This window comes from Virgibacillus halotolerans (genome assembly GCF_016908515.1).
Taxonomy (GTDB): Bacteria; Bacillota; Bacilli; order Bacillales; family Amphibacillaceae; genus Virgibacillus_M; species Virgibacillus_M halotolerans.
In genome coordinates, this window is the sequence record NZ_JAFBEA010000001.1 from 498914 (window position 1) to 524393 (window position 25480).

47 protein-coding genes are annotated in these 25480 nt (G+C 34.6%); all 47 read left to right on the plus strand.

The features are described from left to right. Positions 1–21 precede the first annotated feature (21 nt). Positions 22–288: a hypothetical protein gene (locus JOC34_RS02900; RefSeq protein ID WP_205135202.1), complete on the plus strand. Its 267-nt coding sequence runs from the start codon at positions 22–24 to the stop codon at positions 286–288. 6 nt (positions 289–294) lie between these two features. Beyond that, entirely contained in the window at positions 295–495 is a 201-nt protein-coding gene (locus tag JOC34_RS02905; RefSeq protein ID WP_205135203.1) for a hypothetical protein, read from the plus strand. A 176-nt stretch (positions 496–671) separates the two neighbouring features. Then, the gene (locus tag JOC34_RS02910; protein ID WP_205135204.1) at positions 672–857 is read left to right on the plus strand and encodes a hypothetical protein; all 186 of its coding nucleotides are present in this window, start codon (positions 672–674) and stop codon (positions 855–857) included. 12 nt (positions 858–869) lie between these two features. Further along, entirely contained in the window at positions 870–1616 is a 747-nt protein-coding gene (locus JOC34_RS02915; RefSeq protein WP_205135205.1) for a hypothetical protein, read from the plus strand. Further along, positions 1613–2269 (plus strand): J domain-containing protein, encoded by a 657-nt coding sequence (locus tag JOC34_RS02920; protein WP_205135206.1) that lies wholly within the window; start codon positions 1613–1615, stop codon positions 2267–2269. The genes JOC34_RS02915 and JOC34_RS02920 overlap by 4 nt, the downstream gene beginning before the upstream one ends. Before the next feature lie 12 nt (positions 2270–2281). Further along, positions 2282–2587 carry a hypothetical protein gene (locus tag JOC34_RS02925; RefSeq protein ID WP_205135207.1) on the plus strand — a complete coding sequence of 102 codons (306 nt, stop codon included), beginning with the start codon at positions 2282–2284 and terminating at the stop codon, positions 2585–2587. A 12-nt stretch (positions 2588–2599) separates the two neighbouring features. Next, on the plus strand, positions 2600–3166 hold the full coding sequence (locus JOC34_RS02930; protein ID WP_205135208.1) for a hypothetical protein: 567 nt from the start codon (positions 2600–2602) through the stop codon (positions 3164–3166). After that, a complete protein-coding gene (locus JOC34_RS02935) occupies positions 3153–3404 on the plus strand; it encodes a hypothetical protein (RefSeq protein WP_205135209.1) in 252 nt (83 codons plus the stop codon). The genes JOC34_RS02930 and JOC34_RS02935 overlap by 14 nt, the downstream gene beginning before the upstream one ends. Before the next feature lie 17 nt (positions 3405–3421). Then, the gene (locus tag JOC34_RS02940; protein WP_205135210.1) at positions 3422–3790 is read left to right on the plus strand and encodes a hypothetical protein; all 369 of its coding nucleotides are present in this window, start codon (positions 3422–3424) and stop codon (positions 3788–3790) included. Between the two features lie 30 nt (positions 3791–3820). Then, on the plus strand, positions 3821–4210 hold the full coding sequence (locus JOC34_RS02945; RefSeq protein WP_205135211.1) for a hypothetical protein: 390 nt from the start codon (positions 3821–3823) through the stop codon (positions 4208–4210). Beyond that, positions 4211–4369: a hypothetical protein gene (locus tag JOC34_RS02950; protein ID WP_205135212.1), complete on the plus strand. Its 159-nt coding sequence runs from the start codon at positions 4211–4213 to the stop codon at positions 4367–4369. Between the two features lie 17 nt (positions 4370–4386). Beyond that, on the plus strand, positions 4387–4728 hold the full coding sequence (locus tag JOC34_RS02955) for a hypothetical protein (RefSeq protein ID WP_205135213.1): 342 nt from the start codon (positions 4387–4389) through the stop codon (positions 4726–4728). A 28-nt stretch (positions 4729–4756) separates the two neighbouring features. After that, a complete protein-coding gene (locus JOC34_RS02960; protein ID WP_205135214.1) occupies positions 4757–5086 on the plus strand; it encodes a hypothetical protein in 330 nt (109 codons plus the stop codon). Between the two features lie 5 nt (positions 5087–5091). Then, positions 5092–5709, plus strand: coding sequence for a hypothetical protein (locus JOC34_RS02965; protein WP_205135215.1), 618 nt, complete (start codon positions 5092–5094; stop codon positions 5707–5709). Positions 5710–5754: 45 nt separating this feature from the next. Further along, positions 5755–6078 carry a hypothetical protein gene (locus JOC34_RS02970; protein ID WP_205135216.1) on the plus strand — a complete coding sequence of 108 codons (324 nt, stop codon included), beginning with the start codon at positions 5755–5757 and terminating at the stop codon, positions 6076–6078. Between the two features lie 115 nt (positions 6079–6193). Continuing rightward, complete coding sequence (locus JOC34_RS21955; RefSeq protein WP_275577668.1) at positions 6194–6322, plus strand: hypothetical protein; 129 nt, start codon at positions 6194–6196, stop codon at positions 6320–6322. Further along, positions 6322–6549 carry a hypothetical protein gene (locus tag JOC34_RS02975; RefSeq protein WP_205135217.1) on the plus strand — a complete coding sequence of 76 codons (228 nt, stop codon included), beginning with the start codon at positions 6322–6324 and terminating at the stop codon, positions 6547–6549. The genes JOC34_RS21955 and JOC34_RS02975 overlap by 1 nt, the downstream gene beginning before the upstream one ends. A gap of 93 nt (positions 6550–6642) precedes the next feature. Next, entirely contained in the window at positions 6643–7218 is a 576-nt protein-coding gene (locus JOC34_RS02980; RefSeq protein WP_205135218.1) for a hypothetical protein, read from the plus strand. Positions 7219–7391: 173 nt separating this feature from the next. Next, complete coding sequence (locus JOC34_RS02985; RefSeq protein ID WP_205135219.1) at positions 7392–8717, plus strand: DnaB-like helicase C-terminal domain-containing protein; 1326 nt, start codon at positions 7392–7394, stop codon at positions 8715–8717. 22 nt (positions 8718–8739) lie between these two features. Then, positions 8740–9798, plus strand: coding sequence for a DNA primase (locus JOC34_RS02990; protein ID WP_205135220.1), 1059 nt, complete (start codon positions 8740–8742; stop codon positions 9796–9798). A gap of 211 nt (positions 9799–10009) precedes the next feature. Beyond that, positions 10010–10423, plus strand: coding sequence for a hypothetical protein (locus tag JOC34_RS02995; RefSeq protein ID WP_205135221.1), 414 nt, complete (start codon positions 10010–10012; stop codon positions 10421–10423). A 653-nt stretch (positions 10424–11076) separates the two neighbouring features. Then, positions 11077–11316 carry a hypothetical protein gene (locus JOC34_RS03000; protein WP_205135222.1) on the plus strand — a complete coding sequence of 80 codons (240 nt, stop codon included), beginning with the start codon at positions 11077–11079 and terminating at the stop codon, positions 11314–11316. A 27-nt stretch (positions 11317–11343) separates the two neighbouring features. Further along, positions 11344–12204 carry an RNA ligase family protein gene (locus JOC34_RS03005; RefSeq protein WP_239544034.1) on the plus strand — a complete coding sequence of 287 codons (861 nt, stop codon included), beginning with the start codon at positions 11344–11346 and terminating at the stop codon, positions 12202–12204. 258 nt (positions 12205–12462) lie between these two features. Next, positions 12463–12648, plus strand: a complete 186-nt coding sequence (locus JOC34_RS03010; protein ID WP_205135224.1) for a hypothetical protein — start codon at positions 12463–12465, stop codon at positions 12646–12648. 14 nt (positions 12649–12662) lie between these two features. Then, positions 12663–12899 carry a hypothetical protein gene (locus JOC34_RS03015; RefSeq protein WP_205135225.1) on the plus strand — a complete coding sequence of 79 codons (237 nt, stop codon included), beginning with the start codon at positions 12663–12665 and terminating at the stop codon, positions 12897–12899. A 40-nt stretch (positions 12900–12939) separates the two neighbouring features. Beyond that, positions 12940–13698: a hypothetical protein gene (locus JOC34_RS03020; RefSeq protein ID WP_205135226.1), complete on the plus strand. Its 759-nt coding sequence runs from the start codon at positions 12940–12942 to the stop codon at positions 13696–13698. Between the two features lie 35 nt (positions 13699–13733). Then, positions 13734–13988 (plus strand): hypothetical protein, encoded by a 255-nt coding sequence (locus JOC34_RS03025; RefSeq protein ID WP_205135227.1) that lies wholly within the window; start codon positions 13734–13736, stop codon positions 13986–13988. A 54-nt stretch (positions 13989–14042) separates the two neighbouring features. Next, positions 14043–14195 carry a hypothetical protein gene (locus JOC34_RS03030; protein WP_205135228.1) on the plus strand — a complete coding sequence of 51 codons (153 nt, stop codon included), beginning with the start codon at positions 14043–14045 and terminating at the stop codon, positions 14193–14195. Between the two features lie 34 nt (positions 14196–14229). Continuing rightward, positions 14230–14415: a hypothetical protein gene (locus JOC34_RS03035; protein WP_205135229.1), complete on the plus strand. Its 186-nt coding sequence runs from the start codon at positions 14230–14232 to the stop codon at positions 14413–14415. Positions 14416–14430: 15 nt separating this feature from the next. Then, positions 14431–14610 (plus strand): hypothetical protein, encoded by a 180-nt coding sequence (locus JOC34_RS03040; RefSeq protein WP_205135230.1) that lies wholly within the window; start codon positions 14431–14433, stop codon positions 14608–14610. 39 nt (positions 14611–14649) lie between these two features. After that, a complete protein-coding gene (locus JOC34_RS03045; RefSeq protein ID WP_205135231.1) occupies positions 14650–14889 on the plus strand; it encodes a hypothetical protein in 240 nt (79 codons plus the stop codon). A 65-nt stretch (positions 14890–14954) separates the two neighbouring features. Further along, positions 14955–15512: a hypothetical protein gene (locus JOC34_RS03050; RefSeq protein ID WP_205135232.1), complete on the plus strand. Its 558-nt coding sequence runs from the start codon at positions 14955–14957 to the stop codon at positions 15510–15512. A gap of 207 nt (positions 15513–15719) precedes the next feature. Continuing rightward, the gene (locus tag JOC34_RS03055) at positions 15720–15866 is read left to right on the plus strand and encodes a hypothetical protein (protein WP_205135233.1); all 147 of its coding nucleotides are present in this window, start codon (positions 15720–15722) and stop codon (positions 15864–15866) included. Positions 15867–15896: 30 nt separating this feature from the next. Then, a complete protein-coding gene (locus tag JOC34_RS03060; protein ID WP_205135234.1) occupies positions 15897–16148 on the plus strand; it encodes a hypothetical protein in 252 nt (83 codons plus the stop codon). Positions 16149–16391: 243 nt separating this feature from the next. After that, positions 16392–16607 carry a hypothetical protein gene (locus JOC34_RS03065; RefSeq protein ID WP_205135235.1) on the plus strand — a complete coding sequence of 72 codons (216 nt, stop codon included), beginning with the start codon at positions 16392–16394 and terminating at the stop codon, positions 16605–16607. 19 nt (positions 16608–16626) lie between these two features. Then, positions 16627–17079, plus strand: a complete 453-nt coding sequence (locus JOC34_RS03070) for a hypothetical protein (protein ID WP_205135236.1) — start codon at positions 16627–16629, stop codon at positions 17077–17079. Between the two features lie 82 nt (positions 17080–17161). Next, positions 17162–18226 carry a phage tail tape measure protein gene (locus JOC34_RS03075; RefSeq protein WP_205135237.1) on the plus strand — a complete coding sequence of 355 codons (1065 nt, stop codon included), beginning with the start codon at positions 17162–17164 and terminating at the stop codon, positions 18224–18226. A 527-nt stretch (positions 18227–18753) separates the two neighbouring features. After that, complete coding sequence (locus JOC34_RS03080) at positions 18754–19044, plus strand: hypothetical protein (RefSeq protein ID WP_205135238.1); 291 nt, start codon at positions 18754–18756, stop codon at positions 19042–19044. Between the two features lie 15 nt (positions 19045–19059). Next, positions 19060–19260: a hypothetical protein gene (locus tag JOC34_RS03085; RefSeq protein ID WP_205135239.1), complete on the plus strand. Its 201-nt coding sequence runs from the start codon at positions 19060–19062 to the stop codon at positions 19258–19260. Then, entirely contained in the window at positions 19257–19496 is a 240-nt protein-coding gene (locus JOC34_RS03090; RefSeq protein WP_205135240.1) for a hypothetical protein, read from the plus strand. The genes JOC34_RS03085 and JOC34_RS03090 overlap by 4 nt, the downstream gene beginning before the upstream one ends. A 62-nt stretch (positions 19497–19558) precedes the next feature. Next, complete coding sequence (locus JOC34_RS03095) at positions 19559–19774, plus strand: hypothetical protein (RefSeq protein ID WP_205135241.1); 216 nt, start codon at positions 19559–19561, stop codon at positions 19772–19774. Positions 19775–19789: 15 nt separating this feature from the next. Next, on the plus strand, positions 19790–21142 hold the full coding sequence (locus JOC34_RS03100) for a DHH family phosphoesterase (RefSeq protein WP_338062640.1): 1353 nt from the start codon (positions 19790–19792) through the stop codon (positions 21140–21142). An 11-nt stretch (positions 21143–21153) separates the two neighbouring features. Further along, positions 21154–22410, plus strand: coding sequence for a ribonucleotide-diphosphate reductase subunit beta (locus JOC34_RS03105; protein WP_205135243.1), 1257 nt, complete (start codon positions 21154–21156; stop codon positions 22408–22410). Positions 22411–22466: 56 nt separating this feature from the next. Continuing rightward, positions 22467–24152 (plus strand): ribonucleoside-diphosphate reductase subunit alpha, encoded by a 1686-nt coding sequence (locus tag JOC34_RS03110; RefSeq protein ID WP_338062641.1) that lies wholly within the window; start codon positions 22467–22469, stop codon positions 24150–24152. Positions 24153–24188: 36 nt separating this feature from the next. Beyond that, positions 24189–24419 carry a glutaredoxin family protein gene (locus tag JOC34_RS03115; RefSeq protein ID WP_205135245.1) on the plus strand — a complete coding sequence of 77 codons (231 nt, stop codon included), beginning with the start codon at positions 24189–24191 and terminating at the stop codon, positions 24417–24419. A gap of 82 nt (positions 24420–24501) precedes the next feature. After that, positions 24502–25119 carry a hypothetical protein gene (locus tag JOC34_RS03120; RefSeq protein WP_205135246.1) on the plus strand — a complete coding sequence of 206 codons (618 nt, stop codon included), beginning with the start codon at positions 24502–24504 and terminating at the stop codon, positions 25117–25119. Between the two features lie 121 nt (positions 25120–25240). Continuing rightward, the gene (locus tag JOC34_RS03125) at positions 25241–25435 is read left to right on the plus strand and encodes a hypothetical protein (RefSeq protein WP_205135247.1); all 195 of its coding nucleotides are present in this window, start codon (positions 25241–25243) and stop codon (positions 25433–25435) included. Positions 25436–25480: the final 45 nt, after the last annotated feature.

Below are 25480 nucleotides of genomic sequence, written 5' to 3' on the forward strand. Positions count from 1 at the left end.
TTTTAATGGGAGGTTAAGCAGATGAAAAAAGTAGTAAATGGACTTCTATTTGACACAAGCCAATCGACTCATATCGCAAAATACAAGGATACTATAAAACATAAAAACATGGTAGGAACATTCGATTTAACCACAGAGTACGATTTGTATAAGACAAAAAACGACAGATGGTTTGAAGTGGCGCAAAGATTTAATAAACTCAATGTGCTGAATGATGATCAGGTCAAAAAACTTCTTGTAGACAATCCCTGCATTTACATGGAGCATTTCACTATAGAGGAAGGATGAATAAACATGCCAAATTATCTAAAGAACATTGACCAAATGGACGAATTAGGGAATGCCTTTGAAGAAAGAAAGTCTGTCACAATCAACATTTACGGAAAGAAGATTCAGGTTTATGCATTTACGACATTAGAAGAAATCGAGGAAGAGTATGGCACAAATTTAGATATGATTGACATCTTCAGAGCAGACTGGAAAGTAAACGAATGAGACAAGAAATCAAATCTAGACACAGGGGCTGTGATAGATGCGCTCTCAAATGTGAAAACCCTATAACCATAACTGTATATAGTAAAACAATTCGAGGTCACAAAGACTGCATGCACTATATGAGGAATCAAATAGTTCAAGAATATAAGATTAAACAAAAACTAGGAGGAAATTAAATGCTTAAATTCGATAACATATCAATTGAATACAATTATGAAACTTTAGAAATGGCTAGAGGTAAAGTTAATCCAATCGCAATTGAAGATGAAAGAGATGGCGAGGACACGATTGAATTGACACTGGATCAAGCAAAATGGTTACGAGATAACATCAATTACATAATTAAGAGATTAGAAGACTAGAGGTGATTAAATATGCACAAGACGTTCAAAGAAGACAAGATTTGGATGCACAGCTCAAAGAAAAAAGGATATAGATGGTGGCTACATTGGGGCAAGACAGCTTGGCATTATGAAGGATATCTCGGCAAGAACGCGAATCACAACACCATTAGTTGCAACTTAGGCGGAGAAGAGAATGATATTCAAGTTCACTTTGGTATCAAGAGGCTATTCAACTTTTATTTCGGTGTAGAAGACTTCTTTCCGCGTAAATTAATGAGCAAACTATTTGGCTATGATTCTAGAATGTATGGAATTAGCCTGTTTGAAGAATACATTAGTATTGAGTTTCACCGAGATGATATGGGATATAGCGAAGGTTGGCGTGGATATCACAAGATGATTGATTGGAAAAGTATATTATTCGGTAAGCAGAAATTTGATAAGGAAGAATTAGGTGAATACGGTGTCTATGTAGATATGCCTGAAGGCAAATATCCGGCTAAAGTCAAGATGTTTAAATCAACATGGACACGTAAAAGATTTATTAAACCAATTGAAATGATTCGAGGAGATATCACTCCTGCTATAGCCATACCAATTCCCGGTAAAGGTGAGAATGCTCACGACATAGGTGATGATGCTATTTATTCATCAACAATTCCGGCAGATTCGCCTCAAGAAGCAGCGGAAGAACTGGCTGAAAGTGTAATGGAGACTAGAAGGAAATATGCAAATGAAAGTTGGGTTCCACGGGATGGATTCGAGGTGAACAAATGAAGATATTTTCATTCTTTAAATTCTACTATTACGTAATCACAAATAACTCTAAACAATACAGTTTGGCAATGAACTCTCAATCTTTTACCATTATCGCCATGACACCTGTGGTATTAATGACGACCTCTTTAATCTTAACTGGAATACTTATTTCTTTAGAGGTAATGTTACTCAACTTTTTATTAATACCATTATTTGTGCTAAATTTATTTTTCGTGATGACTGTAGGTGATGAGGGGCATGTGTTGAAGTGGAAGAAAGAATCTGAGCGCATACAAGCTAGAAGAGATGAGATAGAGCGAGAACTGGAACGTAAAAGAAGAGAGCAAGAAAGAATCGAACGAGAAAGAGAGCGGTTAAGAAGTCGGAGGGAGCTTGATGAAGAGTTTAACAGATTGTGGCAGGAATATATGGAGGCAAAAGAACAATATCAGCGAGACTATCAACAAGGACAGCGCAGGAGTCACTTCAATATAGACAGAAACATGAAAAATGCTATGCATCTACTAGGACTAAACGAGGGATTCACAAAGAAAGATGTTAAATCTGGCTACAGGAAAATGTCTAAGATACATCATCCAGACGTTGGCGGATTAGAAGAAAACTTTAAACGACTAAATGTAGCCTATCAATATATAATGGATAGAATTTAAGGAGGAAATCAGATGAAGTCATTTGATTGTACAGTAGAAAGAATAGATAAGTATATTGTGGAGTTTGACACAGATGTAATCAATGAGGAGTGGATGGAAGAGTTTCGAGAGTTTATGTATGATTTTTACACCTTAGAGGAACACGCAGAACATATCGCACAACATAGAGCAAGATTCGGTGGAAAGTTTATAGAAGGCTATGGATTTACTTTAGAAAACGGTAAAACACCATATTGGGCAGATGAAGATCGCGTAAATAAATCTATCAACATCAAGATTATCAGTGACGACAATGAGGCTTATGTCGATATTAAGTAAGGAGTTGAACTAATGAAGGAAGAAATCAAATTTCTAAAAGAATTGCAAGATGAATTAAAATATCAAAGTGAATATGACTATGACTCACAGGCATCACCACGTTTCTGGACGATTATGGATTATAGAACCGTACCTACACATCCTGAATACGGAATGGAGCGAATGTCCTATTATCACAATGATGGAGACCATACAGAGTTTGAGACAATAGCTGAGTTAAAAGAATATTTGACAGATTATTACTTAGATGATAGTAAAGATGACTTGCTGGCAAACTTAATAGCAGATCCTGATGCGAGTCTCGATGGATTATGGGAGTATGTAACATATTTCCTTAACGATGATGGGTATTTTGATGAATGTCCAGTCAAGGAAGAGGAGTTTATCGCACCAAATACAATGTTTTTAACTAAGGAAGAAGCAAAGAATCATCTTAGAGTTAATCATTATCACTATTCGTCCAAAGCACATACATACGCAATGACAGCTTGGAGAGCACCAAAGGTTGCTAAGCTACTAGATATATTAGAGACATTCGATTGGGATTCAGTAGGAGATGATACGAATGGTATGGGTTAGTATAGTTACTGTTGCGTATTTAATAGTTGGTCTCACTTATGCCCACAAGACAATAAAGGGATTAGAGAAGATAGTTGACAGCTACGAAGCAGGAGAGGAATTGTCCGAAAGCGAAAATGAACTATTAGATGAACTTAATGATGTCAATAAAATGATCGGAAATTCTGTTCTAATTATATCTGTGGGTGCCACGTTTTTCTGGTTACCGATATTTATATTTGATCGATTTAGTAAATAATTTAAGGAGGAGAAGAGATGAAAATATTAACTGACTATGACCAATTGGTTGGAAAAACAATAGCATTTGCACATATGGCTCAATTTGCAGATCAAATAACACTTGCTACGACAGATAATGAGGTGTTAATGGCAGATATGGAGAGTGTAGACGAGTCTCTTCATGATAAGGAAATTACTGTATATAGTGAAGGAATGGTAATGAACAGGTTAAATTATGAACCCTATCTTAGAAAAAAGTTGAGTGAAATTGGTGTGTTTGATTTAGAAGCATATAAAGAAGAACGGCAAAAGCAAATGGAAGAAGCTAAACGAAAAAGAGAAGAACAGAAGAAGATAAATGAAATTAAAGAATTTGAGAGACTTAAGAAAAAATTTGAAGGTTGATTCAGATTCTGACAGAAGAGGAAGAAAGGGATGACAAGAATAGAAAATCAATTAGACTATAACGAAATCGTACAATTTATGAAAGAATTTGAGGTCGATTTACTTAACAGATTTGGAGAGTTAATTATTGATGAACCTACAAGTACATATGCATGTATCAACAATTGTAAAGATATTGATGAGGTAAAAACACGAGTGGTGTACAATCTTTGTCGTCCCATTGGTAAGGGTTTGGATGCTACGCCAGCAAAAAGGTTGTTGAACAGGTTAAATAAATATTTTGATACTGACTTAACTAAAGAAGATATGCGTTTAATGTATCAAGAACTATGCTATGTACGTAAGTTAGACGAATTTAAAAGTTTCATAAAACGAGGATTTCCAATGGATGAATTGATGATTAAACAGGAGGAAATGTAAATGAGTATGCAGCAAGGAGCAAGGACAGTGGATGAATTGCTAGATGTAATTAAACCATTGGCTAAAGAAATGATTGAATTCAATGATTGTGGCAATGTTGTCAGAGAGATCGAAATCTATGTAGATAGAGATGGAGACTTTGTTATTACAAGCGATTAAAAAGGGAGGTATGAGTATTGTATTTAGATAAGTTTCCGGTAACAACAAAAAGAGATGAATATAGAGTTATATTAAAAGAGAGAAGAGACTCACTTTTTGGCAAGTTCCTACATGCCGAAGTCTACCTGAGACTACCATCTCGCTTTACAAAGAAGTCAAAGTGGAAAAAGGTATCAGGATATGCGCCACTGCATAAAGAAGGATGGTGGAAAGATGAGTTTTATCGTGGTAGATATGTAGAATTGGCAAAGGTAGCAGTTAAAGACTATGAGGACTGGCTGATTGAACAGGAAGAGAAATCACGATCTCACGAACAAGGCATAAAAGATTGGAAGAGTTGGGATGGAGATATGCGTTAAAATCAAACATTTATTGGAGGTGAGGATAGTGACATTTAAACTGCCAGAATCATATTACATAAGACAAAAAGAAATACATGACAGGAAGTATATCAATTATAAAGGTGATAAGATTCATGTCAGTGAGTTTAGGGACAAATCAATTACTTCGGAGATGAAGAGTAGTATGAGAATGAATTCATATGCTCAAAGTGATTTACCTCCTAAACTAACAGATACAGCATTGATTGAAACTGTGGAATACTATCTAACTCAATGTTCAAGACCGAGAACACCAAGTGTGACATACGATGATGCGATTGTTCACAACTTGGTTCCAGAGTTAATAAATAGACTTAAGGAATATAAGGAGGTATGAATCGAATGAGTTTAGATGAATTAATTACACAAGGGCAAGATATTGACTCAAATCTATATCATTGGTTCGGTAACATGGCTTGGTACGGATGGATAATGTTTGTTGTTTGCGTGATACTTTCCATCCTGATGGTTACTGTTTTCTTCTTTGATATGAGCATTGAAACTCTACTTGGTTCTTTAGCAGGTCTCGTTCTAATGGCTATCATTATGTTTATCATTGCATTTTTGGGAACGAAGGTAGAAACCAATCCTGAATATACAAAATGGGAAGAAGATGCATTAAACTACATTGAGAACCTACCTCAAGAGAAGTACGAAGTTGTCTATATCAAACTTGATCCAGAGTCAACCACTGATGTAAGAGGAACATTCTTCTTATTTTCTGGAAGCATTCACTCTAAAATAGAGAAGTCAACGCCTGTAACTATAGCTTATAAGGTTGATGATGAGATAAGATATGAGACATTTTGGACTAAAACAAACATGAAGTTATCAAAAGATGATAAGCCGTATGTAACATTTAAGAATTTACCCAAAAACTTAGGACATGGAATTGACAAAGGCTGGTATAATCCAACGGTACATTTGCCAAGTGATTATGAGTTTATTGATATTAAATAGGGGGTTGATTAGATAAGACAGAGAAAAAACGAAGAGATAACTAAAGTGGTCAATAGAACAGTTGAAGAGTCAATTGCATGCAACAAGTGCGGCAACAGTATTGTAGCTAATCTTAGAGATGGCGAAGGCAATTTTAATCAAGACCTCTATCATGGCATTGATCTTCGTTTTGGGTATGGAAGCAACCATGATTTAGAGCATTGGAATTTTGATTTATGCGAAGATTGTTTGGTCGAATTTGTTAAAACATTCAAGCATGTGCCATCTGGTTTTTACTTAGATACAAGCTACCTAAATGTTGAAGATGAGAGCGAAGAACATCAGAAGTTATTTGATCACTGGAAGAAAACCGGGGAGTGGAAGAATTGAAGTATAAGACGTATGATGAATTAGTAGATTTGGCAAACATTTTTAACTTGGAATACATAAATGAGGTTATTAAAAAGAATTATCCAGATAAACCATTAATTGGGGAGGAATGTTAATGTTTGATGACTTTATGATGATATGCCCATATTGCGATGAGATTTATGAGGATGAGGATGATTTTTTCTATCATATGACGATGTGTGATGAGGTTGATACTTTTGAATTGAATGAGGAGAGATACTAATGGAGAACTTTCTATATTATCTAGCAGAATCTAAATATAGCATGTATTTTTATCTATTCAAACAATCAGCACGAACTTCAGGAGAATGCTTCTCACGTATCAAGGTGGATTCAAAATATAAGCAATTATTGGACACTATTAATAGATTACCGAATAAAGAGCAGCAAAGATTAAGGGAGATTGAAAGACAATATTTTGAAGATGCACCCTATGTCAATCTTAAGTAAAATAATACTTTTAACAGATTGACAAATACTATTGACATTTTTATTGAGTAGCATTATAATACATATAAGATCAAATTGAAGGTGGTGGTGAACTTGGCAAGGCTTTATAAATGTCCGGAATGCGATGACAAAGACATTGAAGATAATATGGTCATTGATTATATTGGCAAACAAAAGAAGAGATTTCATCCAAAGTGTCATAAGAGGTTTTTAGCTGAGGCGGAATTTAAGCGGGTTGAGAAGAAGGAAATGGATGAATTGGTTGAGACAATTAAGGATATCCATGATATTAAACTTATTCCTAATCAATTTTATTCTTTCCTTCAAGACATTCGTAATGGCAATGAGCTATTTGGCAATGTAGGAACGAAGAAGTCAAAGCAGGGTTATAGTTATGCTCATATAGCAAAAGCATACGAGAGTAATATTGATCAAATCAATTGGGCAATGAATAACAGGCAGTTTAAGAATGATTTGGTGATGTTAAAATACTCACTTGCAATTATAAAGAGTAATATCGATCAGGTAAGTAAGCATCTCGAAGAAAAGCAAGAAAGAGAGGATCGGTTTGAGAGATCTGAGGTTGATCAGGATATTGGCCACGGTATTAGTGATGACATTAAGTACAAAGAAATTGATGACGAAATGGATATTAGCAAATTTCTGTGAGGTGAAGTCATATTATTAAAGAATTTAAAGAACCATCGAGTAAGCATGAACAGCTTTTAGTTGGCTTCATGTGGAATAATCCGCAATTATATAAGCAATTTAAGAACCATAATATTATCAAAGAGACGTTTACAAGTAATAGATGGTATACGTATTATAAACTCGGAGAAGTCATGTTTAATAATGGTGTTCGAAGTTTTGATGAGGAAACTGTAGTCTCATTCTTGGACTCTAGGAAAGAAACTAGAAAATCGTGGAGTGACATGTATTATGATAACGGTGGATACGAAACTGTTGGGCTAGTAAGGGATCTATGTCATAACGAAAAGAAGAATGAAGAGTATCATCTTAGCGAAGTCCAAAAGTATGAAGCGCTACGTAAGTTCTATAATAATGGATTAATTAATGCTGAAAATAAAATGTTAGTTAAGAACTTATGTGACATGACATTGAAACAAATTCAAACATACTTCAACCATAGATTCAAAGATGCTTTTCAAAACGTAAATCATGGTCAAGTAGAAGTTGTAGACCTAATCGACAACGACATGTATGAGACTATTGATGAGATGGATAAAGGCACAGCTATGGGAATACCTTTTACTGATTGTCCTAGACTAAATAAAGTTACAAAAGGATGGCAACGAGGAAACTTAAGTATGGTCGTGATGCCTAGTGGTGTTGGTAAAAGTACGTTCGTTCGTACTATATTTATTATGACTCTTATAAACCAGAACGCAAAAGGGATTGTGTTTGTGAATGAAGAAGGGGCTAAGAGTTGGAGAATATCTATTCTAGCTGTTATTGCAAATACTGTGCTTAAGAAGAAGTTGAATAGGGATAAGATATTTGAAGGCAAATATGACGACTACACAAAGGGGACACTTAGAGAAGCAGCTGACTGGCTTATTGCCAACAGGCCAGACATGTTAAAGCTTATCATATTGAAGAAGTATCGCTTTGAGGATATTATCAGCTATACAGAATACTATAAAGCTTTAGGCGCTACTCATATGATTATTGACACATTCAAGCAAGACGGAGCAGAAACAGACATTGCAAGATGGGAGGCGTTATCTAACAACGCTCAGGAGCTATATGACATGGTTAAAGAAGAAAATCTGAATATGGGAGCAATAGCTACGCTTCAACTGAAAATTGGTAAAGTTTTTAGATTTCTCAATCATGATTCTGTGGGCAAATCTAAAGAGGTGGTGGAAGTAGCTGGGGTTACTATGCTAGGTAGATTACTCTTTGCGGACGAGTATGAAGGCAAAAAAAACGACATTAGTCCATTCAATTTCGTTAAGAAAAACGGAAAATGGGTCAAGGAAAAGTATCGTCTAAACGAAGACAAAGAATATGTTATATTCTATTTTGGAAAGTCTCGATTCGGGAATGTCCAACATCAAATATTGTATGAAATTGACTATGCGTACAACACATTGAAAGAGGTAGCTTGGGCACACCATAAGCCAGATGCTCCAGTGGGTTATTAATGAATAGCAGGGAAGGATGTCGGTGAGTGAGTTAAGAGAAATCAAAGAAGAAATATTTAACTGTGGCTATGTTCCCAAACTACTAGAAGATCTTGGTTGTGACTATGTAGAATTAAAGGGGAATAGGTTTGAAGCTATGCTTCCACCTCAGTTTAACTCGGACAACAAGCGTAGTGTACAGGTTTATAATGATGAGAAGTTAACGTCTGCTGTAAGAAGTAGAAATATTAAAGGCGACATATTCACTTTAGTGGCTTATCTTATGACAGAAGAAACTGATGAAGAGTATTTAAATAAGCAGTTGTATAAGACAAAGAGTAAAATCATTGATGTTCTAGGTATGCATGAGTTCGCCAATAGGCAGTCTGTCCCGAAAAATGATCCAAATAGTTGGCTCAAACAGATAAAGGCGAAGCAGAATAAACGGATTATATTGTCTGAATTGGATCATAATCCAGTATTCCCTGAATCGGTATTAGATGGATTTGTAAGACACCCTCATATTAAGTTTTTAAAAGATGGAATAGATGTGCAGGTACAAAAAGAGTTTGATGTGGGATTTGATATTTCGACTGAAAGGGTAACATTCCCTATCAGAAACGTAGACGGGGGTATCGTTGGAGTAAAGGGCAGAAGAACTAAAAAGGATGATGATTCAAAATATCTTTTCTTGTATCCATTCAAGAAGGCTCAGGAGCTGTTCAATTATCATAGAGCAGTGGAACATGTGAAAGAACAAAATGAACTTCTGATTTTTGAAGGCGAGAAAAGTGTAATGAGGGCATATTCATATGATTACTTTAATTGTATGTCAACTATGGGTGCTGAAATTACGAGAATACAAGTAGAAATGATATATAGAATTAATCCTAATTTAAAAGTTGTACTTATGCTGGACAAAGACAAGGAAATCGACGACATAAAGAAAATAGCAAGTGTATTTAAAGAGAGATTTGATAAAGTTTGGGGAATGTTGGATCGAGATGATTTATTAAACGGCAAGGATTCACCTGTAGACTTGGGTAAGGACACCTTTGATCGACTATACACAAATAATATTTATCCAATCAGACTAAATTAATGCTTGTATTAAGTAACATTATAGTATATAATAAACATATTGAAGAAAAGGGAGTAGATTATCATATTAGAATCATACAGATTTTTAACAACATCAGGGTATATGAATGAGGCAGAACTGGAAAGACATGAAGTAGTTGCGTTGCTAGTGCGTAACGGGGACAAAGTAATTCGTACATATAGAAAACTAAAAGAAGAGTGGGTTGAATTAGTTGACTTTAAGAACCTTATTGATTGATTTGCCAGAGTACATGAATGAAAACATAAACACACGTTATTTATTACAACAGAAGGTATTTGAATTTGTTGATATGAGACCAATCAAATACATTAAAGACTATAAGGTGTTATATAGATCAGATAAAAATACAGCTGTACACATTGAGAAATTAATTAAAGATTGGGACTTAGAATACGAGGCATGGATTCCAGTATATGACAGTAATAAAGCAAGAGTAGATTGTATTAAATCAATGAGTATCAAAGCAGATGAAGCTTTAATCTTTTATAGCAACAAAAGGAAAGACGAAGATATTGGCAATAAAATTATGTTAGATCAATGTGTTAACAGTTTTAATACATACTTGAAAATTTGCAGATTAGATTTAGGAAATAAGATTAATTAAGGAGGTGGAAATTATAAACCAACTAGCGCAAGTAGTTGCTTATGCACCAATAATTGCTATGTATCTTATATTTTTATTCTTTCCTGATAGTAAATTGGGGAGCAAATGGGTAGCAAAGATTTATCTAAAATTAGAAAATCATTTGTAAGGATTATAAACAATAAAAAGGGAGATATTTAAATGACAAAAACACCTACGCAGAAACAATATGAAGACGCGCTGGAAGTCGTACAACAGTATGAGAATCGTCAAAAGGATTTGGCTAAATTGAATAACGACTTAGGTTACTGTTTGCAGTAGTTTAATCAGGTTAAATTTGATGTAAGTGAAGATAAGAAAGAAGTGACTTTTACTGGTGTAACTAAGGCTGGAAAATTGAAATTAACTAAATCGATTGCTAGATCGGGAGATAAATTCGAACCCGTCATTGGCAAGTTGATCTGTGTTAAGAAGGCACTAAATGAGGATGTAGAATATATTGATAAGTTTGTTGAGCGAGTTGAGAACACTGTTTGGGTATGCAATTCACATAACACACTCCCAACAGAAGTTCAGACCGATGATATTTGGAATAATATGATTAAAAAAAGTAGAAGAAGAGGTCTGGTTATAGATTAAAAGACATCATTTATTGAAAATAGGGTGATTGAAAATTGATAGTAATTAAAAACACTGATAACTATGTAGAAAAGGAAGCAAATATGTTTGGAGATTGCGAGGAGACGCTAAAGTTAATGTCAGAAGGTCGTATTTTTAATATCGAATATCACAAAGAAGATGGAAGTTTTCACATCTATGAAAAGTGTGATGAATACTTTGGTGAAAAGTTAACTTTAAAAATGTGTATTGATTTATCTGAGCTGTTTTCAAAGATTGCAGAGAAAATAGAATAAAAATGAAGATAAATGGAGGTATGTCTAATGAAAAAGTATTCAAAGATTGTAAGACATGGGAAAAGCAGCACACACTTAACCATCGAAGGCAATCCAGAGATTGTAGTGATGGAGAAGTTTGATGGAGCCAATGCCAGCTTTAAACTTGAAGATGGCACAGTTAAAAGTTTTAGCAGAAACAAAGAGTTGGATGAAAATGATAACTTGAGAGGGTTTCGTGAATGGGTGCAAGATAATGTAGAGACGAATAGGATATTGAGTGAATATATCTATTACGGAGAGTGGCTGGTAAGACATAAGTTGGACTATGGAGATAACGAAAGACAATTTTATTTATTTGATATCTATGACGAGAGAAGTGAAGAATATCTTCCAATTCATGTCATTAAAGCAGAGTCTAAAAGATTGGGGTTGAATCTTGCCCCAGTGTTTTACGAAGGAGAATTTCAATCATTAGACCATATTAATTCATTTGTTGGAGAATCTAAATTAGGCGACATTGGAGAAGGTGTGGTGGTTAAGAATTACAACTACAAAGATAAGTTTGGTGATCAAGTTTTCACTAAGATCGTATCTGATCAATTTGCAGAAAAAGCTCAGACAAAGAAACAAAAACTTCCACAAAACACAAACGAGTTAGATGATTTCGTTGATACATATTTGACCAAACCTAGAGTAGAGAAAATGTTGCATAAGCTTGTCGATGAGGGAATATTAGATGAAGAATACGATATTTCAGATACGGGAGTCATTTTAAAGAATAGTGGCAGTAGAATCATAGATGATATTCTTGAGGAAGAATCTGATTCACTAATAAAAATTGTTAAGAAGAAAATTGGTAAGAAATATCCATCAGTGGTTAAAGAAGTGATTTTAGAAACTAGATAATTGAGTAATATTATAATACATAGCAATAAAAAGTATGTTTTATATGTAAATCAATAAGTCTAATAAGGAGGAGAGCAAATTTGAATAAAGAAAGTAAAACAAGAATCGTAAGTATACATGTAGGAGAAGCACTTAAATAGATTGAGGAAAGATATGGTGAAGAAATTAAATGCTATGCAGGTGTAAGTGAAGTAGATGGAAAAATGGAAATTAAAATAGAGGATTAATAAGAAATATAATTTAATGGAGGGGAAGCAAGTGTACTCACTTGGTAAAAACCACGAAAAAATCTGGAAGATATGCGTGGAAGGATTGTCCGCCAATCCAAATGACGAACTGTTGCTTAATGTATCACAAGTTTTAAGAGACTACGACAAGAAATATGGTATTGGTTATAGAATTACACAAGGAACTATTGATGCAAGCAAAATAAATATAATTTAATGGAGGAATCATAAATGAATAATGCAATGATTGCTTATCTTAAAGAATTGAATAAGAGTGTCACTAGATCGGATGAAGTTGTAACGCGATTATACTACGGAGACAGTGAGTACGTAGAAGACTTCTCTTATTTTGCAAATGAAGATTATATGTCTAAGGGTTTACTTGAAGCAATCAAAAACAAGACAACATTAACAGATAAACAGAGTATGGAATTGCAATATTTTGTTCAGGAAGATGTGATCAGCTAAGTTAAAAGTTCAATTTTAATGGAGAGGAGGCGAACAAACAATGAAAAATGACATAGTAAGTGCCGTCAACAGATACAAGCGCCAACTAGATAAAGAGTCTAATATTTTGATTATGGGTATGGATAATCCAGAGCTAATACTAACTGATGTATTCTTAAGTGAAAGCAAACATCAACCTTATTATAATCACGCAACAAGAGCTATAGATAAAGCTGGAATATCCCACCATCAACTACAAGAAGAGTTGTTTAATAGAGTAAAGGAGTACTTTACGCAATTTGATCCCGAGGTGGATTTGGAACTGGCTTATAAAAATTCATATCCAGCTAGTGTAACGGTTGAATATAGAGGTTATGGACTACTTTATTTTAGCTTTTATTATCACACATATAGGGATATACGAAGATCAAATCAGAATACATATGTTCCTCAAGAGATTGAAAAAATCCAGTCTCAAATATTAGATAAAGAAGAGAAAATTGAAGAATATAGGCAATTTGAGCAAAACTTTCTGAGAATGTTACACCCTAAAAATTACCGATCAAATGGTATGAAATTGGCTTGGCTAATAACAAGAGACGCATTTTCAATCTTAAAGCTCGGAAGAAAGAAAGTTAAATCAAACATTGAAAAATACATTAATGATCGCAACAATGAAATAGCAAGATTAAAAAATGATATACAAAGAAGCTATAAAGGTCTTGCAGAGTACAACAAGGTTAAGGTTGGTCTAGACGAAAAGTTCGAGAAATGGTCAGGAAAATTTACTGAATTAGGGTATGAAAAGGAAGAATTATAATAAAATTTAACTTTATTGAAAAGGAGATGAATGATTTGGGGATAGATACTATGACCTTAGCAAAGACTCTCTTCTCGTGGAATTTGATTGAAGAGGTTAGCAGGGAAGATGACAGATTGAAGGTAAGATGTACTGATGTGGATTTAGCTGATCCAGATGATGATTATACTGGAATGATTAGATATTTCATTGACAACGATTATATTGAAGCAACAGAGGACAGTTCTATTTATGTAATAACCGAATGGTTTTTTAACATAGCCAAAGAATACACCGAAAGAACAAAGTAGAAATGAAACTTCGAATTTATACGAAAAGGATGTAGGAAACTTATGAAGGATCTTATGACGGTATTGCTACGCTGGTTTATCCCAATTACTTTGTACTACATAGCTTTTGGGTTGATGGACAATACTGGCTGGGAGTCGTTGCTAATTGGATTGTTATTTGCAGGCGGTGTGTTGATTAACGTTTTAAGCCACACCAATAAGAATTAAAGTTTCGATTTAAAATGAAAGGAGATCGACGAAAATGACCAAACAAACATTTTACACAAGTGAATCAGGAAGAGAGCGCTTTTGTAATGGCGAGGTGTTCCCAGCTTCTGATAACAAAAGGGGCGAATTTACAATTGAGTTTACTGTTTCGCCAGACGAGGTTGTCGATAGAATGGGAAGTCTCGTAATGATTGATACAGGAAGTCAGGCGGATTTATAGAATGGGGGATAATAGATGGTTATAGCAGCATGGATACTATTAATTTTATGTATACTGGCGGTTTTAGGTAGCGATCTAAAAACTAACTTTGGTGGAATCCTTGTATTCTTTGGATTGTTAGCACTGATATTTCTATCAGCCACAATTATATGGGAAGACTTGCATTCAGTAAAAGAGTTGTGGCAATTGTTCTAGGAGGTGGAGAATATTAAACTGTCAGGCTACATATCTAAATTGCAAAAGATCATAGAGGAGCATGGAGACATAGATTGTGTAGAGTGGATAGATTATGATTATTGGGACGATGCGTCTGAAGGTTGGTTTGAGCCATACAGCGATGATCCAATAGAGTTTGTGTCTGACTTTGCTTATTCGTACACTGACACGAATGGAAATAAACAATACACGAACGTCAATTCAAGTGGTTATATAGATGGACAGCGAGAGACTGTATTTGTAGTAAAAGAACTTTGAATAAATTGATGATTTTATAGAATTGGGTAATTAATATTATAACAATCAAAAAGGGGGAAATAAAAATGGATGATAACAAAATTGAGCAACTGCAATTGAAAGTTAAAGGGCTTGAGGGTGAAATGGATAACTTATATACATGGATAGACAAGACAACAAGTGAGTTAGTGATATTGACTGAAACAGTAGGACAAAAAGCAGATAAATTAGATGTGGGTAGCATTTTTTCAGAAATAGATAAACAACAAGCAAAAAAGAGGGTTAAAATGACTGAAATAGAAAAAACAAATATATTAAAACAACAAAACATAAACAAAATTGCAGAAGGTGTTTTGGGATATACATGGGATGAAGATAAAGAAATATGGAAACATTCTACAGGATGGACTAATTTCTTTAATCCATTTGATGCGAACGATGATTGTGAAAAGGTTAAAGAAAAGCTCAGAGAAGACGGCTGGCTTATTACCATTCAAGATAAAGTTGATTATTTAGGTGACTATATTTCATCGGGAAAGTTATTTCATAAAAGCTTTAAGACTACAGACACTCATTATACGGAGGCTTTAAATGATCGTTACACAGTATGTTATTTAGCACTAAAAGCATATAAAGTTAAATAATATTATATTAAATATATAAAAGGAGTGAAGCCATGTATAAGACAAAGACTTTTCCTTACAGCATAAATTATCAACAATGGCTTGAACATATTCAATGTGTCACACCTATTGAAATTGCATCGGTAGTAAAGTTTGATGACGGAGTATTAGTTACATATAAACAATTAGACTAAAAGCGCTCTTTTAATTAGAAGCGGAGGTGAAAAAATGGAAAAAATGATGTTTCACTGGGAAGATAACAATGGAAATACGGGCAAATTCAAAGTCTCATCTTTTTCGGTTGAAGATTGCATTAAGACTGCCAATACAGAAGTAGGCAGTAAGGCAGAAATAATAGATTATTATTCTATATAAAACATAGTTTATAAAGGAGTCAGTAAAATAATGCCAGAAAAAGAAAATAAGTCACCTTTATTAGAGTTATATGGCGATAATGCGTTTGATTTAGCGCTTGAAGAAATCAACAAGTTAAAAAGAAATTCAAACATACCGTTTGACACTGAATACGTAACATTAGGCATATCCTTTATAGCACTGAAGGCTAGTGAGATATTTGAAGAAAAGAAATCACGTTGCAGTTTAACAAGTTTAGTAAGTGAAAGCTTTGGCGAAGCAGCAATTTGTACATACAATTAAGTTAAAAACCAGAATTTATTGGAAGGAGTGAAGACAATCAGACTATCGTCAGAAAAAAGAGTACTAGAGTATAAATATGATAATGAGACAGAAATGGAGTTTCACGAACATGCAATGAAGCAGGAAGGCTGGATGGTTACGTCTAGAAATAATATGTTTAGGGGAAAATATTGGCGACAATATTCACAAGAAGTGCGACAAGGAGCATTTTTGTAGTTGGATACAAGTATAAGGAGTGAATGAATGTCCTATAGACGACCTATGATGGGTGAGTATGTAAATGTTGTAGACAATGAAACTATGCACTCAGTTGGCAAGGGTAAGCTAATTCATTTTACAAGAGAACAGATAGTAATTGTGCATCTGAACAGAGGTTATAAGATGATGTTCGATGCAAGGGTGAATCATTTTGAAGGATATGAGCCACCTGTCATGTTAATTAAGAAGAAGGAAAATTAGTAAAAAAGGAGGAGATACAATGATAGAGACGATGAGTTTAACAGGTGGACTTGATATATATTCATTCGGAGAGAGGTATCAGTCAGACAAATCACCCCAAGGAAGAAAGGTGCGCTTTCGAAATAAAGGTGGATGGGAATCGGATACAGAGTATGCTCACAAGTATCTCATCAATGAGGGTGACATATTAACAGTTGAAGAGATTTATGTAGGTAGAAGTAGCTCTGAAGCAGAATTTAAAGAGCATCCGAATATTACATTTAATACAGTGATGTTTGAAGATGTATCTGAAATGCCATTAGGATTTATAAGTGCAAAAATGGATACCACAAATTATCGAAAAGGAAAGGTCGAAAATCAGATACAGTTCCAAGATACAACTATTGAAGCCGATGATTTTGGAAGAGTTCTTATCAACGGTAAGCAAGTCCGAGATGTGGATGACGCACAGGAAATGTTTAATGAGGAATAGATGATGAGTAAAAATATCAAATTTTATATAGATAGACAATGATATATAGAGGGTAGTGACCAATCACTAGAGGAGAATATTAATGAATACATATGAAGGATTAATTAATGATATTGAGGTTATTTTTGACAAGTTGGATGTAAATAAAAATACTGGTAGGGAATTCTTAGAGTTGGCTAAGACATTGGAGCTGACATATGGATTATTAAATCAAGTTGATCTTCCTTCACGCTTGGTGCATCAAAACAGGTTGTCGGCAATGAAGCGCACTTTGAAATGCCAAATAAACGATGTCAACAAAGTAAAGACAAAATTTCTAGAGAAAGGCAACCAGAGACAGTATTATGATATTTTGCTAGGATTTGAAAAACTGGTGAAGATTAATCAAAATATAGAGACTAGCATAAAACAACAAAGTATTCTGCCGCGATGGGATGAAGTCATAAATCAAAAAGCAGATAAAAATATAGAGCTTATTGAAAAAACAACTAAAGAGTCCGGTCAAACTATTGGCAATGCGTTAAAAACAATTTACTCAAGAATTAAAACTGTAGACACTGCAGTGGATGGATTGCTAGAAGTCGGCATTGATGTAAAAGATAAGACTGTTGATCAAATATTGAGTGAGCTTGCTGTCAAATGGAATCAGTTAGATGACGACATGAAAAATAAACTGTCAGTTAAGATTGCTGGTCACTATCAGTTGTCAAGGTTCAAAGTTTTACTGGATTCACTAGGTGATGGAGATCGTCAAATTGTTAACGGAAAACTGAGTGCAGGTGAAATAATAGTTCCGAAAGAGAGTGTGTGGCAGACTATCAAGTCTGACGAGAATAGTGGCAACCTAGAAGTGTTCATTAATGGAAAGATGGTTTTATCAATCCATGCCAAGAATTTAGACGCTTTGGGTAATGAAGAGATCAAAATTGATTGGAAGAGCGTTATTAAAACAGCTAAAAAACGAGAGTTCAAAGACCAACTAGCAGAGATTAACTCCGATTTAGAAAAGCAAAGATACATTCAGAGAAGCTGCAAACTTCACACCAGAGAATACCGTGAATCATTGGAAAAAGAAATTGAATTGCTAAAGAAAAAGAAAGAATTGACACAGAAACAACAAGAAGACCTGTTACGAGATAATGAATAATTAATATTACATAATCAATTATCTAAAAAGATTGTGAAATACAACACGTCTAAAACACCCATACATCAACATTTTAATTTTAGATTCACAATCTTTTTTCAGATAAAAGTCGAGTTTTAATTGGAGGTGGGTAGTATCACATACAATAAAAGGAAAGTGCCTTCATATTGTGACAGCTGTGGCAGCAAGGCACACATATACGATGGAATATGTCTGGCTTGCGGAGAGATAAGGAATAAAAGGGGCTTCAAAGATCCAAATCATTCGGATACGATTCAAGTAAAGCCTAAACTCGGAAAATCATTGGTGTCAATTGATGCTAGCAATCAACTAGTAAAAGCACATTTGAGCGATTTAGGAATCGTCACTACGGATAGCCAAGGACACGCTAAAGGTTTTATAGAAGTTCTGAGTAACATACGGAAAGTTTGGGATCAGCTAGATGATTCTGAACAATTTATGTTATTGAACTCAATGGGTCTAATTAACAAGAAATACAAATCTTAAAACAAAATGGAGGAACAGCAATGCCTAAATATCGTAAGAAACCAGTGGTAATTGAAGCTATTCAGTATTTACATAATGACAACAGAAAAGAATATGAAAGTTTTGTTGATGACGGTTCGCTCATATATGACGAAGACACACTAGATAGAGCATATATTAGAACACTTGAAGGAGATATGAAATTAAGCTACGGAGACTATATCATTAAAGGGGTGAAGGGTGAATTTTACCCCTGCAAACCGGATATATTCGAATCAACTTATGAAGGAGAATATAGTCAGCTTAATGTGAATGAAAATGGGAAGAATTAGGAGGGAGTGAGTCAAATGAATGAGGAGTCACAGCCAGTTGTCGATATGCTTAATGCAATTGACACTCAAATTAAAGAGGAGCAAGAGTTAAGAAACAAGGTTCCATCACATAGTGAAGATTATGCCGATTCAATGGAAAGAGAAATGAGCTTGCTAGATGATAAGAAGTCATTGTTTGAATCGTATGAAGATGTACTTAAGGAGGGTGGCCAATGATAGTTAGGGATTTGATTGAAGAATTATTGCAGTTTGACATGGAGTCGGATATTGAAATTGAAGTTAAGTCAAATAGTGATGAAGAAACGTCTGATATTCGTGTTGAGAAGTTTGTTTATGCAGATGAGGTTAAGTTAATTGCCGATTTAGATAGGTATGAATTAGTGGATAAAGATAGATATGAAGAGATGGAAGATGGTCTCGAAGAGTTGTATGAAATAAAATCTATACTTTAACTTGACATTTTTATTAGGTAGCATTATAATACATATAGAGTCAAAATAAAGGAGTTGATGTGTTGGATTGGAAGATTAGAGGGCAAACAAAAAGTAAAGCTAACTTTACATCTTACATCGGTGAAGTACGAGGGATTGATAATATTAATGAACATCTTAACCCTTCCGTATCCAATGTAAATAATCCATTATTGTTGAAGAACTTACGTCAAGCAGTAGAGAGGGTGATGCATAGTATCAGTAATGGCGATAAGATATACGTCGTTGCTGACCCGTAGTCAGATCCTGATGGTATTACCTCAACTTACATTATGGTGGATTATTTAAGAAAGCATGACTCGGCTGTTGAGTATATTTTCCATCAAAGAAGTCAGGGGCATGGAGTGGAGTATTCTAATGTGCCAAATGATACAGATTTACTCATCATACTAGATAGTAGCTCTAACTCAGTTGAAGCCTGTAAGAAACTATCCGAATCGATGGATATAATAATCATTGACCACCATGAAATTGACGTAGATAATCCACATGTACTACTGGTAAATCAACAGCAAGAGGGGTGTGATTATCCAAATAAGAATATATCAGCAGTATTATTAGTACATAAATTTGTTGAGTTAATGGACTATAATTTCAACAAGGTTGATACAAATTATTATTTAGACTTAGTTGGATTAGGCTTATTGGCAGATTCGATGTCAATGTTGCCTTTGGAAAACAGATGGTATGTAAATCAAGCGCTGAAACAGATTAACAATGTAGGCTTATTGGCTTTGATTAAAGCTAAAAGATTGAATGAAAATAAGCTTACCACGTTTGATTTAAACTTTCAGTTAATACCATTAATTAACTCAGCAGCACGAATGGATAAATTAGAAGTTGCATTGGAATTATTGTTTGAGAAAGATTTTAAAAAGGCTAGGAAGTTGGCTGGCCAAATGATTGATATGAACATAGAAAGAAAAGAAATACTTGAAGAGCTAACAGAGCATTGCTTATACATAATGAAGAATGAGAAGTTTATTATTTGTGTTAGTGATAAGACCAGCAAAAACTTTAATGGGCTGGTAGCGCAAAAACTTCTTTCTCAGTTTGGCAAACCTGCTATTGTATTGCAGAGCAGTAGTAACTCAGGAAGCTTTCGTTCTCCTAGTGATATTAATCTAAAGGAGATACTAAACTCTTGCCCATACGTTGAGTATGCAGCAGGTCACGCGCCAGCTGGAGGCACTCAGATACTACCTGAGAACATGGATAAGTTTATAGAATGGATTAATACTGAATTAGATTACGTAGAATTAGGTAGTAATATAGTATATGACTTAGAAGTTGAAGAGGAAAATGTTGACTGGGACTTAATAGAAAACATTATGGAATTTGACTTGGTTCATGGGAATGGAAGTCCACCAATAACATTACGTATTAATAATATGATTGTAGATGATCGAGTGTTATTTCCTAAGTCTCAGGAACACGTGAAAATTATCACTGAAGATATAGATATATTGAAGTTCAGTGATCCAGAATATGCCGAGGAAATTGATACATTTGATATTGTCGATGTAGTAGGCACCGTAAGCAAAAATGAGTTTGGCGGAAATAAGAGAATGAATCTTATGTTAGAAGATTATAAACTACATGAATAGGGGTAGATTTGGTGGAAAAAGTTAAGATAAAGAAAAGAAACGGGTCTCTCGTTGGCTTTGATATAGATAAAGTCACTCAGGCTATCAAGAATTCGGGAGAGGAGACGGAAGAATTTGGAGAAAAAGAGTCAGAAAAATTGTCTCAGCAAGTAGTGAATAGATTGGGTGAAATAAATGAACTCACAGTGGAGAATATTCAAGACCTTGTAGAATCTGTTTTACTTAACTCAAAATATAAGACTACAGCTAAAGCGTATATCATTTATAGAGAGATTAGATCAAGAGAACGTAAGCCAAATATTTTTAAACAAAGAGTTAATTTAAAGCCTTATGAATACCCACAGCTAATTGAGTATCAACATGCAATTCAACATTCTTACTGGTTACACTCAGAGTTTAACTATACTTCTGATATCCAAGACTTTAAAGTGAACGTGTCAGAGTCAGAGAGGAATGCAATTAAAAACGCAATGCTGGCTATCGCACAGGTAGAAGTGTCTGTAAAAAACTTTTGGGGTGACTTACATAATCGTATGCCTAAGCCAGAAGTTGGGGCTGTAGGAGCAACATTTAGTGGAAATGAAGTTATTCATCATGATGCTTATTCTCACCTTCTAGAAATTCTAGGACTAAATGATGAGTTTGAGCGTATTCAAGAGATTCCCGCCTTAGCTAAGCGTGTAAACCATTTAACGCAAGCAGCTAAATATGCAAAATCGGAAAGTGATAGAGATTTTACAATTTCACTGATTTTATTCTCCTTGTTTATTGAGCATGTATCACTGTTTAGTCAGTTTTTGATTATTATGGCATTTAATAAGCACAGAAATATTTTTAAAGGTGTTTCAAACGTAATTGAGGCGACAAGTAAGGAGGAACAGATTCATGGTTTATTTGGAATTGAATTAGTAAATATTATTCGTGAAGAAAATCCAGAGTGGTTCGATCAAGATATGTCCAACAAGGTTTACGAAGCTTGTCAAAACTCCTTTGAATCTGAAATGGAAGTTATCGACTGGATTTATGAGGGCGGAGATTTAGACTTTCTTCCCAAAGAAGTGGTGAAGGAGTTTGTTAAAAATAGGTTGAATAATTCGCTTAGAGATACTGGATTTGAACCTATATTTGATGTTGATGAAGGCAAATTAGAAGAAACAGAATTTTTCACAGATGAAATATTGGCAACGAAGCATGTTGATTTCTTTGTTAAAAGAAGCGTCAATTATACAAAACGAGCAAAAAGTTTTGATGCTAGTGACTTGTTTTAATTGAACCAACAACAAAAACAAAGATATGCGAAGTTGTATCAGATAAAATAAAGGAGATAAAATATATGACATTTGAATGGTTAAATAAAGATAGCAGACATTTTTTAAAAAGTGGTTATTTAGAAGAAGGGGTGTCCCCCGAACAACGTATCCGAGAAATTGCAGATAACGCAGAAAAAATCCTGGGCATCAAGGGGTACGCAGATAAGTTTTATGACTATATGAGCAAGGGTTACTACTCACTATCATCTCCAGTGTGGGCTAATTTTGGCAATAAACGAGGTCTACCTATCAGTTGTTATAGTGTTGATATACAGGATAATTTCGGAGATATTATGAGAGCTGCAGGTGAGGTAGGAGTAATGAGTAAGCTAGGTGGAGGGACTGGAGGGTTCTTTGGTAAGCTTCGTCCACGTGGTGCTAAAATCAAAGGTAACGGAGAGTCATCGGGAGCAGTGCATTTTGTAGAATTGTTCGAGTCTCTTATGGATGTAGCGACTCAAGGTTCAGTTCGTCGTGGAGCGTTCTCGCCATATTTACCCGTAGACCACCCCGATATCGAAGAGTTTCTAAAGATCGGAACAGAGGGAAATCCAATTCAAAAGTTAACCCATGCTGTAACAGTAACAGATGAATGGATGCAACAGATGATTGATGGAGATACTGATAAACGAAAAATTTGGGCGGGAGTTCTACAACGAAGAGTAGAAATGGGCTATCCGTATATTTTCTTTAAGTCCACTGTAAACAACAATACAGTCGATGTGTATAAGGATAAAGGTTTGGAAATCAATCATTCTAACCTCTGTAACGAAATCACATTGCCAACCAATGAAGAGTGGTCGTTTGTGTGTTGCCTATCATCAATGAACGTACTCCACTATGATGAGTGGAAAGATACAGATGCAGTAGAAATATTGACCTACTTCTTAGATGCCGTTATGGAAGAGTTTATTGTTAAATTAGAAGCAATGCGCGATTCAAATGATGAAGAAGAGCGTCAGGCATTTTATTTCATGAAGAAGGCGTATAATTTTGCTAAATCTAACCGTGCATTAGGTCTAGGAATTCTTGGGTATCATTCATATTTGCAATCCAATATGATTCCATTCGAAAGTATTGAGGCGAGTCGTAAAAATATTGAAATCTTTCGATTGATAAAAGAAAAGTCATATAAAGCTTCAGAAGAATTGGCTGATATATACGGAGAACCCGAGTTGTTAAAGGGTTATGGTAGACGTAATAGCACCTTGATGGCAATCGCACCTACGACTAGCTCAGCATTTATTCTAGGACAGGTCAGCCAATCGATAGAACCTTTATTCTCTAACAGTTACGTTAAAGATTTAGCTAAAACTAAGGTTACTGTACGCAATCAATATTTAAAAGAAGTGTTGGCTAAGTACAAAAAAGATAACCGAGAGACTTGGAGTAGTATCCGTGATTATGATGGCTCAGTACAGCATTTAGATTTCTTAACTGAGCATGAGAAAAACGTGTTTAAAACGTTCAGTGAGATTGATCAATACGCTATCTTAGACCAAGCAGCTATGAGACAACAGTTTGTTGACCAGTCCCAGTCGCTTAACTTAATGATTAATCCAAGTACATCAGCCAAAGAGATTAATAATTTATATATCTTTGCATGGCAAAATGGAATTAAAACCCTCTATTACCAGCATGGTACAAATGCGGCACAGCAATTCAACAAAGACTTAAATTGTATTATGTGTGAAGCATAAAAGATACCTATATTAAAGATGAAAGGGAGAAATATAATGAACAAACCAATCTTATTTACAAAACGAGGCTGTGTACCTTGTTCAAGCCTGAAGCGCTTTTTATTAACGGAAACAGAACTGGACTATGAGGAGATAGATGTTGATAAAGAACCTCAAGCATTAGAAGAATATGATATTATGTCTGTGCCCACAGTTATCATTGGAGATAAACGTGTTACAGGGTTTTCCCCACATGAGGTTATGCAGTTAATTAACGAAGCTAAATAGACTTACATAAATATTATTATAGTACACAATAGGGAGATTAATTTCTCCCCTTTCTACATTACAAAAAGGGATGGATATAAATATGAACAAAATGGATGAAATGATTATTGTAGTACCAAGAAAGAATTTGTTTGAAGATGAATCATTAGCTTTCCAAGGGGTAAACTCAAGCAAGGAATTGCTATCTAAAGTTGTAGATAAAATAGATGGCAATTTCAGTATTATGCGTCGAGGTAATGCTGAAGAGAATGAATCATTTAAGCAGCCAATACCATACGCAGTATTGAGAAAAGGCGACGATGTATTCATTTATGAAAGGCTCCAAGGTGGAGGAGAGGCTAGACTCCATAACCAGTTATCACTAGGCGTTGGCGGTCATATGAATGGTACAACTGACTATGAATTTAATGACCTACTCTATGAGAATCTGAATAGAGAATTAGACGAAGAATTATTTATTACTGATCAGCATTTTGACATTAATATTATTGGATTAATTAACGACGATGTTAATGAAGTTGGCAAGGTTCATATTGGTTTGTTAGCAATAATTGAATTAACTGAAGAAGTGCATGTAGAAGTTAGAGAAATAGATCAGATTAAGGGTGGTTGGATTCCCATTAAACAATTAAAAGATTCCAAAACATATGACAACCTCGAGTCTTGGTCTCAGTTTGTGGTAGATATTTTAAACAAATAACATCATGTAGCATGGACTAAATAAAGTTCATGCTATTTTTATAAATAAGCTTGACATTTTTATTGGGTGACATTATAATATAGTTATAGTCAAAGTTAATTAATGAAGGGAAGAATGAAAGATGAGAAAAGAAGATCTATTAAGGAAGAATTATAAGCAAGTTGCGTACAAGGGTAGGGGTGAAGATGTAGATACAGTTTATAAAAGATTCGATAATGGCAATATGAGGATCGTACAATACGACAAAGAGATTATAGGGGGAGGATTTAGAGAAGCTTTCCTAAATAAAGATCAGGTCAGCCAGATTTTTATTTAGCATCCAATAAAATTACAGTTTTATCTTAAAACCCTCTTCAAGTAG

Bases quoted from the DNA above. Each gene is read 5' to 3' on its own strand.
- JOC34_RS02945 (WP_205135211.1), top strand. From the start codon at position 3,821: ATGACAAGAATAGAAAATCAATTAGACTATAACGAAATCGTACAATTT.
- JOC34_RS21955 (WP_275577668.1), top strand. From the start codon at position 6,194: ATGTTTGATGACTTTATGATGATATGCCCATATTGCGATGAGATTTAT.
- JOC34_RS03055 (WP_205135233.1), top strand. From the start codon at position 15,720: ATGGAAAAAATGATGTTTCACTGGGAAGATAACAATGGAAATACGGGC.
- JOC34_RS03040 (WP_205135230.1), top strand. From the start codon at position 14,431: ATGGTTATAGCAGCATGGATACTATTAATTTTATGTATACTGGCGGTT.
- JOC34_RS03115 (WP_205135245.1), top strand. From the start codon at position 24,189: ATGAACAAACCAATCTTATTTACAAAACGAGGCTGTGTACCTTGTTCA.
- JOC34_RS03125 (WP_205135247.1), top strand. From the start codon at position 25,241: ATGAGAAAAGAAGATCTATTAAGGAAGAATTATAAGCAAGTTGCGTAC.
- JOC34_RS02965 (WP_205135215.1), top strand. From the start codon at position 5,092: ATGAGTTTAGATGAATTAATTACACAAGGGCAAGATATTGACTCAAAT.
- JOC34_RS02925 (WP_205135207.1), top strand. From the start codon at position 2,282: ATGAAGTCATTTGATTGTACAGTAGAAAGAATAGATAAGTATATTGTG.
- JOC34_RS03065 (WP_205135235.1), top strand. From the start codon at position 16,392: ATGTCCTATAGACGACCTATGATGGGTGAGTATGTAAATGTTGTAGAC.
- JOC34_RS03060 (WP_205135234.1), top strand. From the start codon at position 15,897: ATGCCAGAAAAAGAAAATAAGTCACCTTTATTAGAGTTATATGGCGAT.
- JOC34_RS03070 (WP_205135236.1), top strand. From the start codon at position 16,627: ATGATAGAGACGATGAGTTTAACAGGTGGACTTGATATATATTCATTC.
- JOC34_RS02920 (WP_205135206.1), top strand. From the start codon at position 1,613: ATGAAGATATTTTCATTCTTTAAATTCTACTATTACGTAATCACAAAT.
- JOC34_RS03075 (WP_205135237.1), top strand. From the start codon at position 17,162: ATGAATACATATGAAGGATTAATTAATGATATTGAGGTTATTTTTGAC.
- JOC34_RS02935 (WP_205135209.1), top strand. From the start codon at position 3,153: ATGGTATGGGTTAGTATAGTTACTGTTGCGTATTTAATAGTTGGTCTC.
- JOC34_RS03020 (WP_205135226.1), top strand. From the start codon at position 12,940: ATGAAAAATGACATAGTAAGTGCCGTCAACAGATACAAGCGCCAACTA.
- JOC34_RS03050 (WP_205135232.1), top strand. From the start codon at position 14,955: ATGGATGATAACAAAATTGAGCAACTGCAATTGAAAGTTAAAGGGCTT.
- JOC34_RS02950 (WP_205135212.1), top strand. From the start codon at position 4,211: ATGAGTATGCAGCAAGGAGCAAGGACAGTGGATGAATTGCTAGATGTA.
- JOC34_RS02900 (WP_205135202.1), top strand. From the start codon at position 22: ATGAAAAAAGTAGTAAATGGACTTCTATTTGACACAAGCCAATCGACT.
- JOC34_RS03035 (WP_205135229.1), top strand. From the start codon at position 14,230: ATGACCAAACAAACATTTTACACAAGTGAATCAGGAAGAGAGCGCTTT.
- JOC34_RS02975 (WP_205135217.1), top strand. From the start codon at position 6,322: ATGGAGAACTTTCTATATTATCTAGCAGAATCTAAATATAGCATGTAT.
- JOC34_RS03120 (WP_205135246.1), top strand. From the start codon at position 24,502: ATGAACAAAATGGATGAAATGATTATTGTAGTACCAAGAAAGAATTTG.
- JOC34_RS02910 (WP_205135204.1), top strand. From the start codon at position 672: ATGCTTAAATTCGATAACATATCAATTGAATACAATTATGAAACTTTA.
- JOC34_RS02940 (WP_205135210.1), top strand. From the start codon at position 3,422: ATGAAAATATTAACTGACTATGACCAATTGGTTGGAAAAACAATAGCA.
- JOC34_RS02985 (WP_205135219.1), top strand. From the start codon at position 7,392: ATGTTTAATAATGGTGTTCGAAGTTTTGATGAGGAAACTGTAGTCTCA.
- JOC34_RS03015 (WP_205135225.1), top strand. From the start codon at position 12,663: ATGAATAATGCAATGATTGCTTATCTTAAAGAATTGAATAAGAGTGTC.
- JOC34_RS03030 (WP_205135228.1), top strand. From the start codon at position 14,043: ATGACGGTATTGCTACGCTGGTTTATCCCAATTACTTTGTACTACATA.
- JOC34_RS03085 (WP_205135239.1), top strand. From the start codon at position 19,060: ATGAATGAGGAGTCACAGCCAGTTGTCGATATGCTTAATGCAATTGAC.
- JOC34_RS02905 (WP_205135203.1), top strand. From the start codon at position 295: ATGCCAAATTATCTAAAGAACATTGACCAAATGGACGAATTAGGGAAT.
- JOC34_RS02930 (WP_205135208.1), top strand. From the start codon at position 2,600: ATGAAGGAAGAAATCAAATTTCTAAAAGAATTGCAAGATGAATTAAAA.
- JOC34_RS03090 (WP_205135240.1), top strand. From the start codon at position 19,257: ATGATAGTTAGGGATTTGATTGAAGAATTATTGCAGTTTGACATGGAG.
- JOC34_RS03005 (WP_239544034.1), top strand. From the start codon at position 11,344: ATGAAAAAGTATTCAAAGATTGTAAGACATGGGAAAAGCAGCACACAC.
- JOC34_RS03080 (WP_205135238.1), top strand. From the start codon at position 18,754: ATGCCTAAATATCGTAAGAAACCAGTGGTAATTGAAGCTATTCAGTAT.
- JOC34_RS02915 (WP_205135205.1), top strand. From the start codon at position 870: ATGCACAAGACGTTCAAAGAAGACAAGATTTGGATGCACAGCTCAAAG.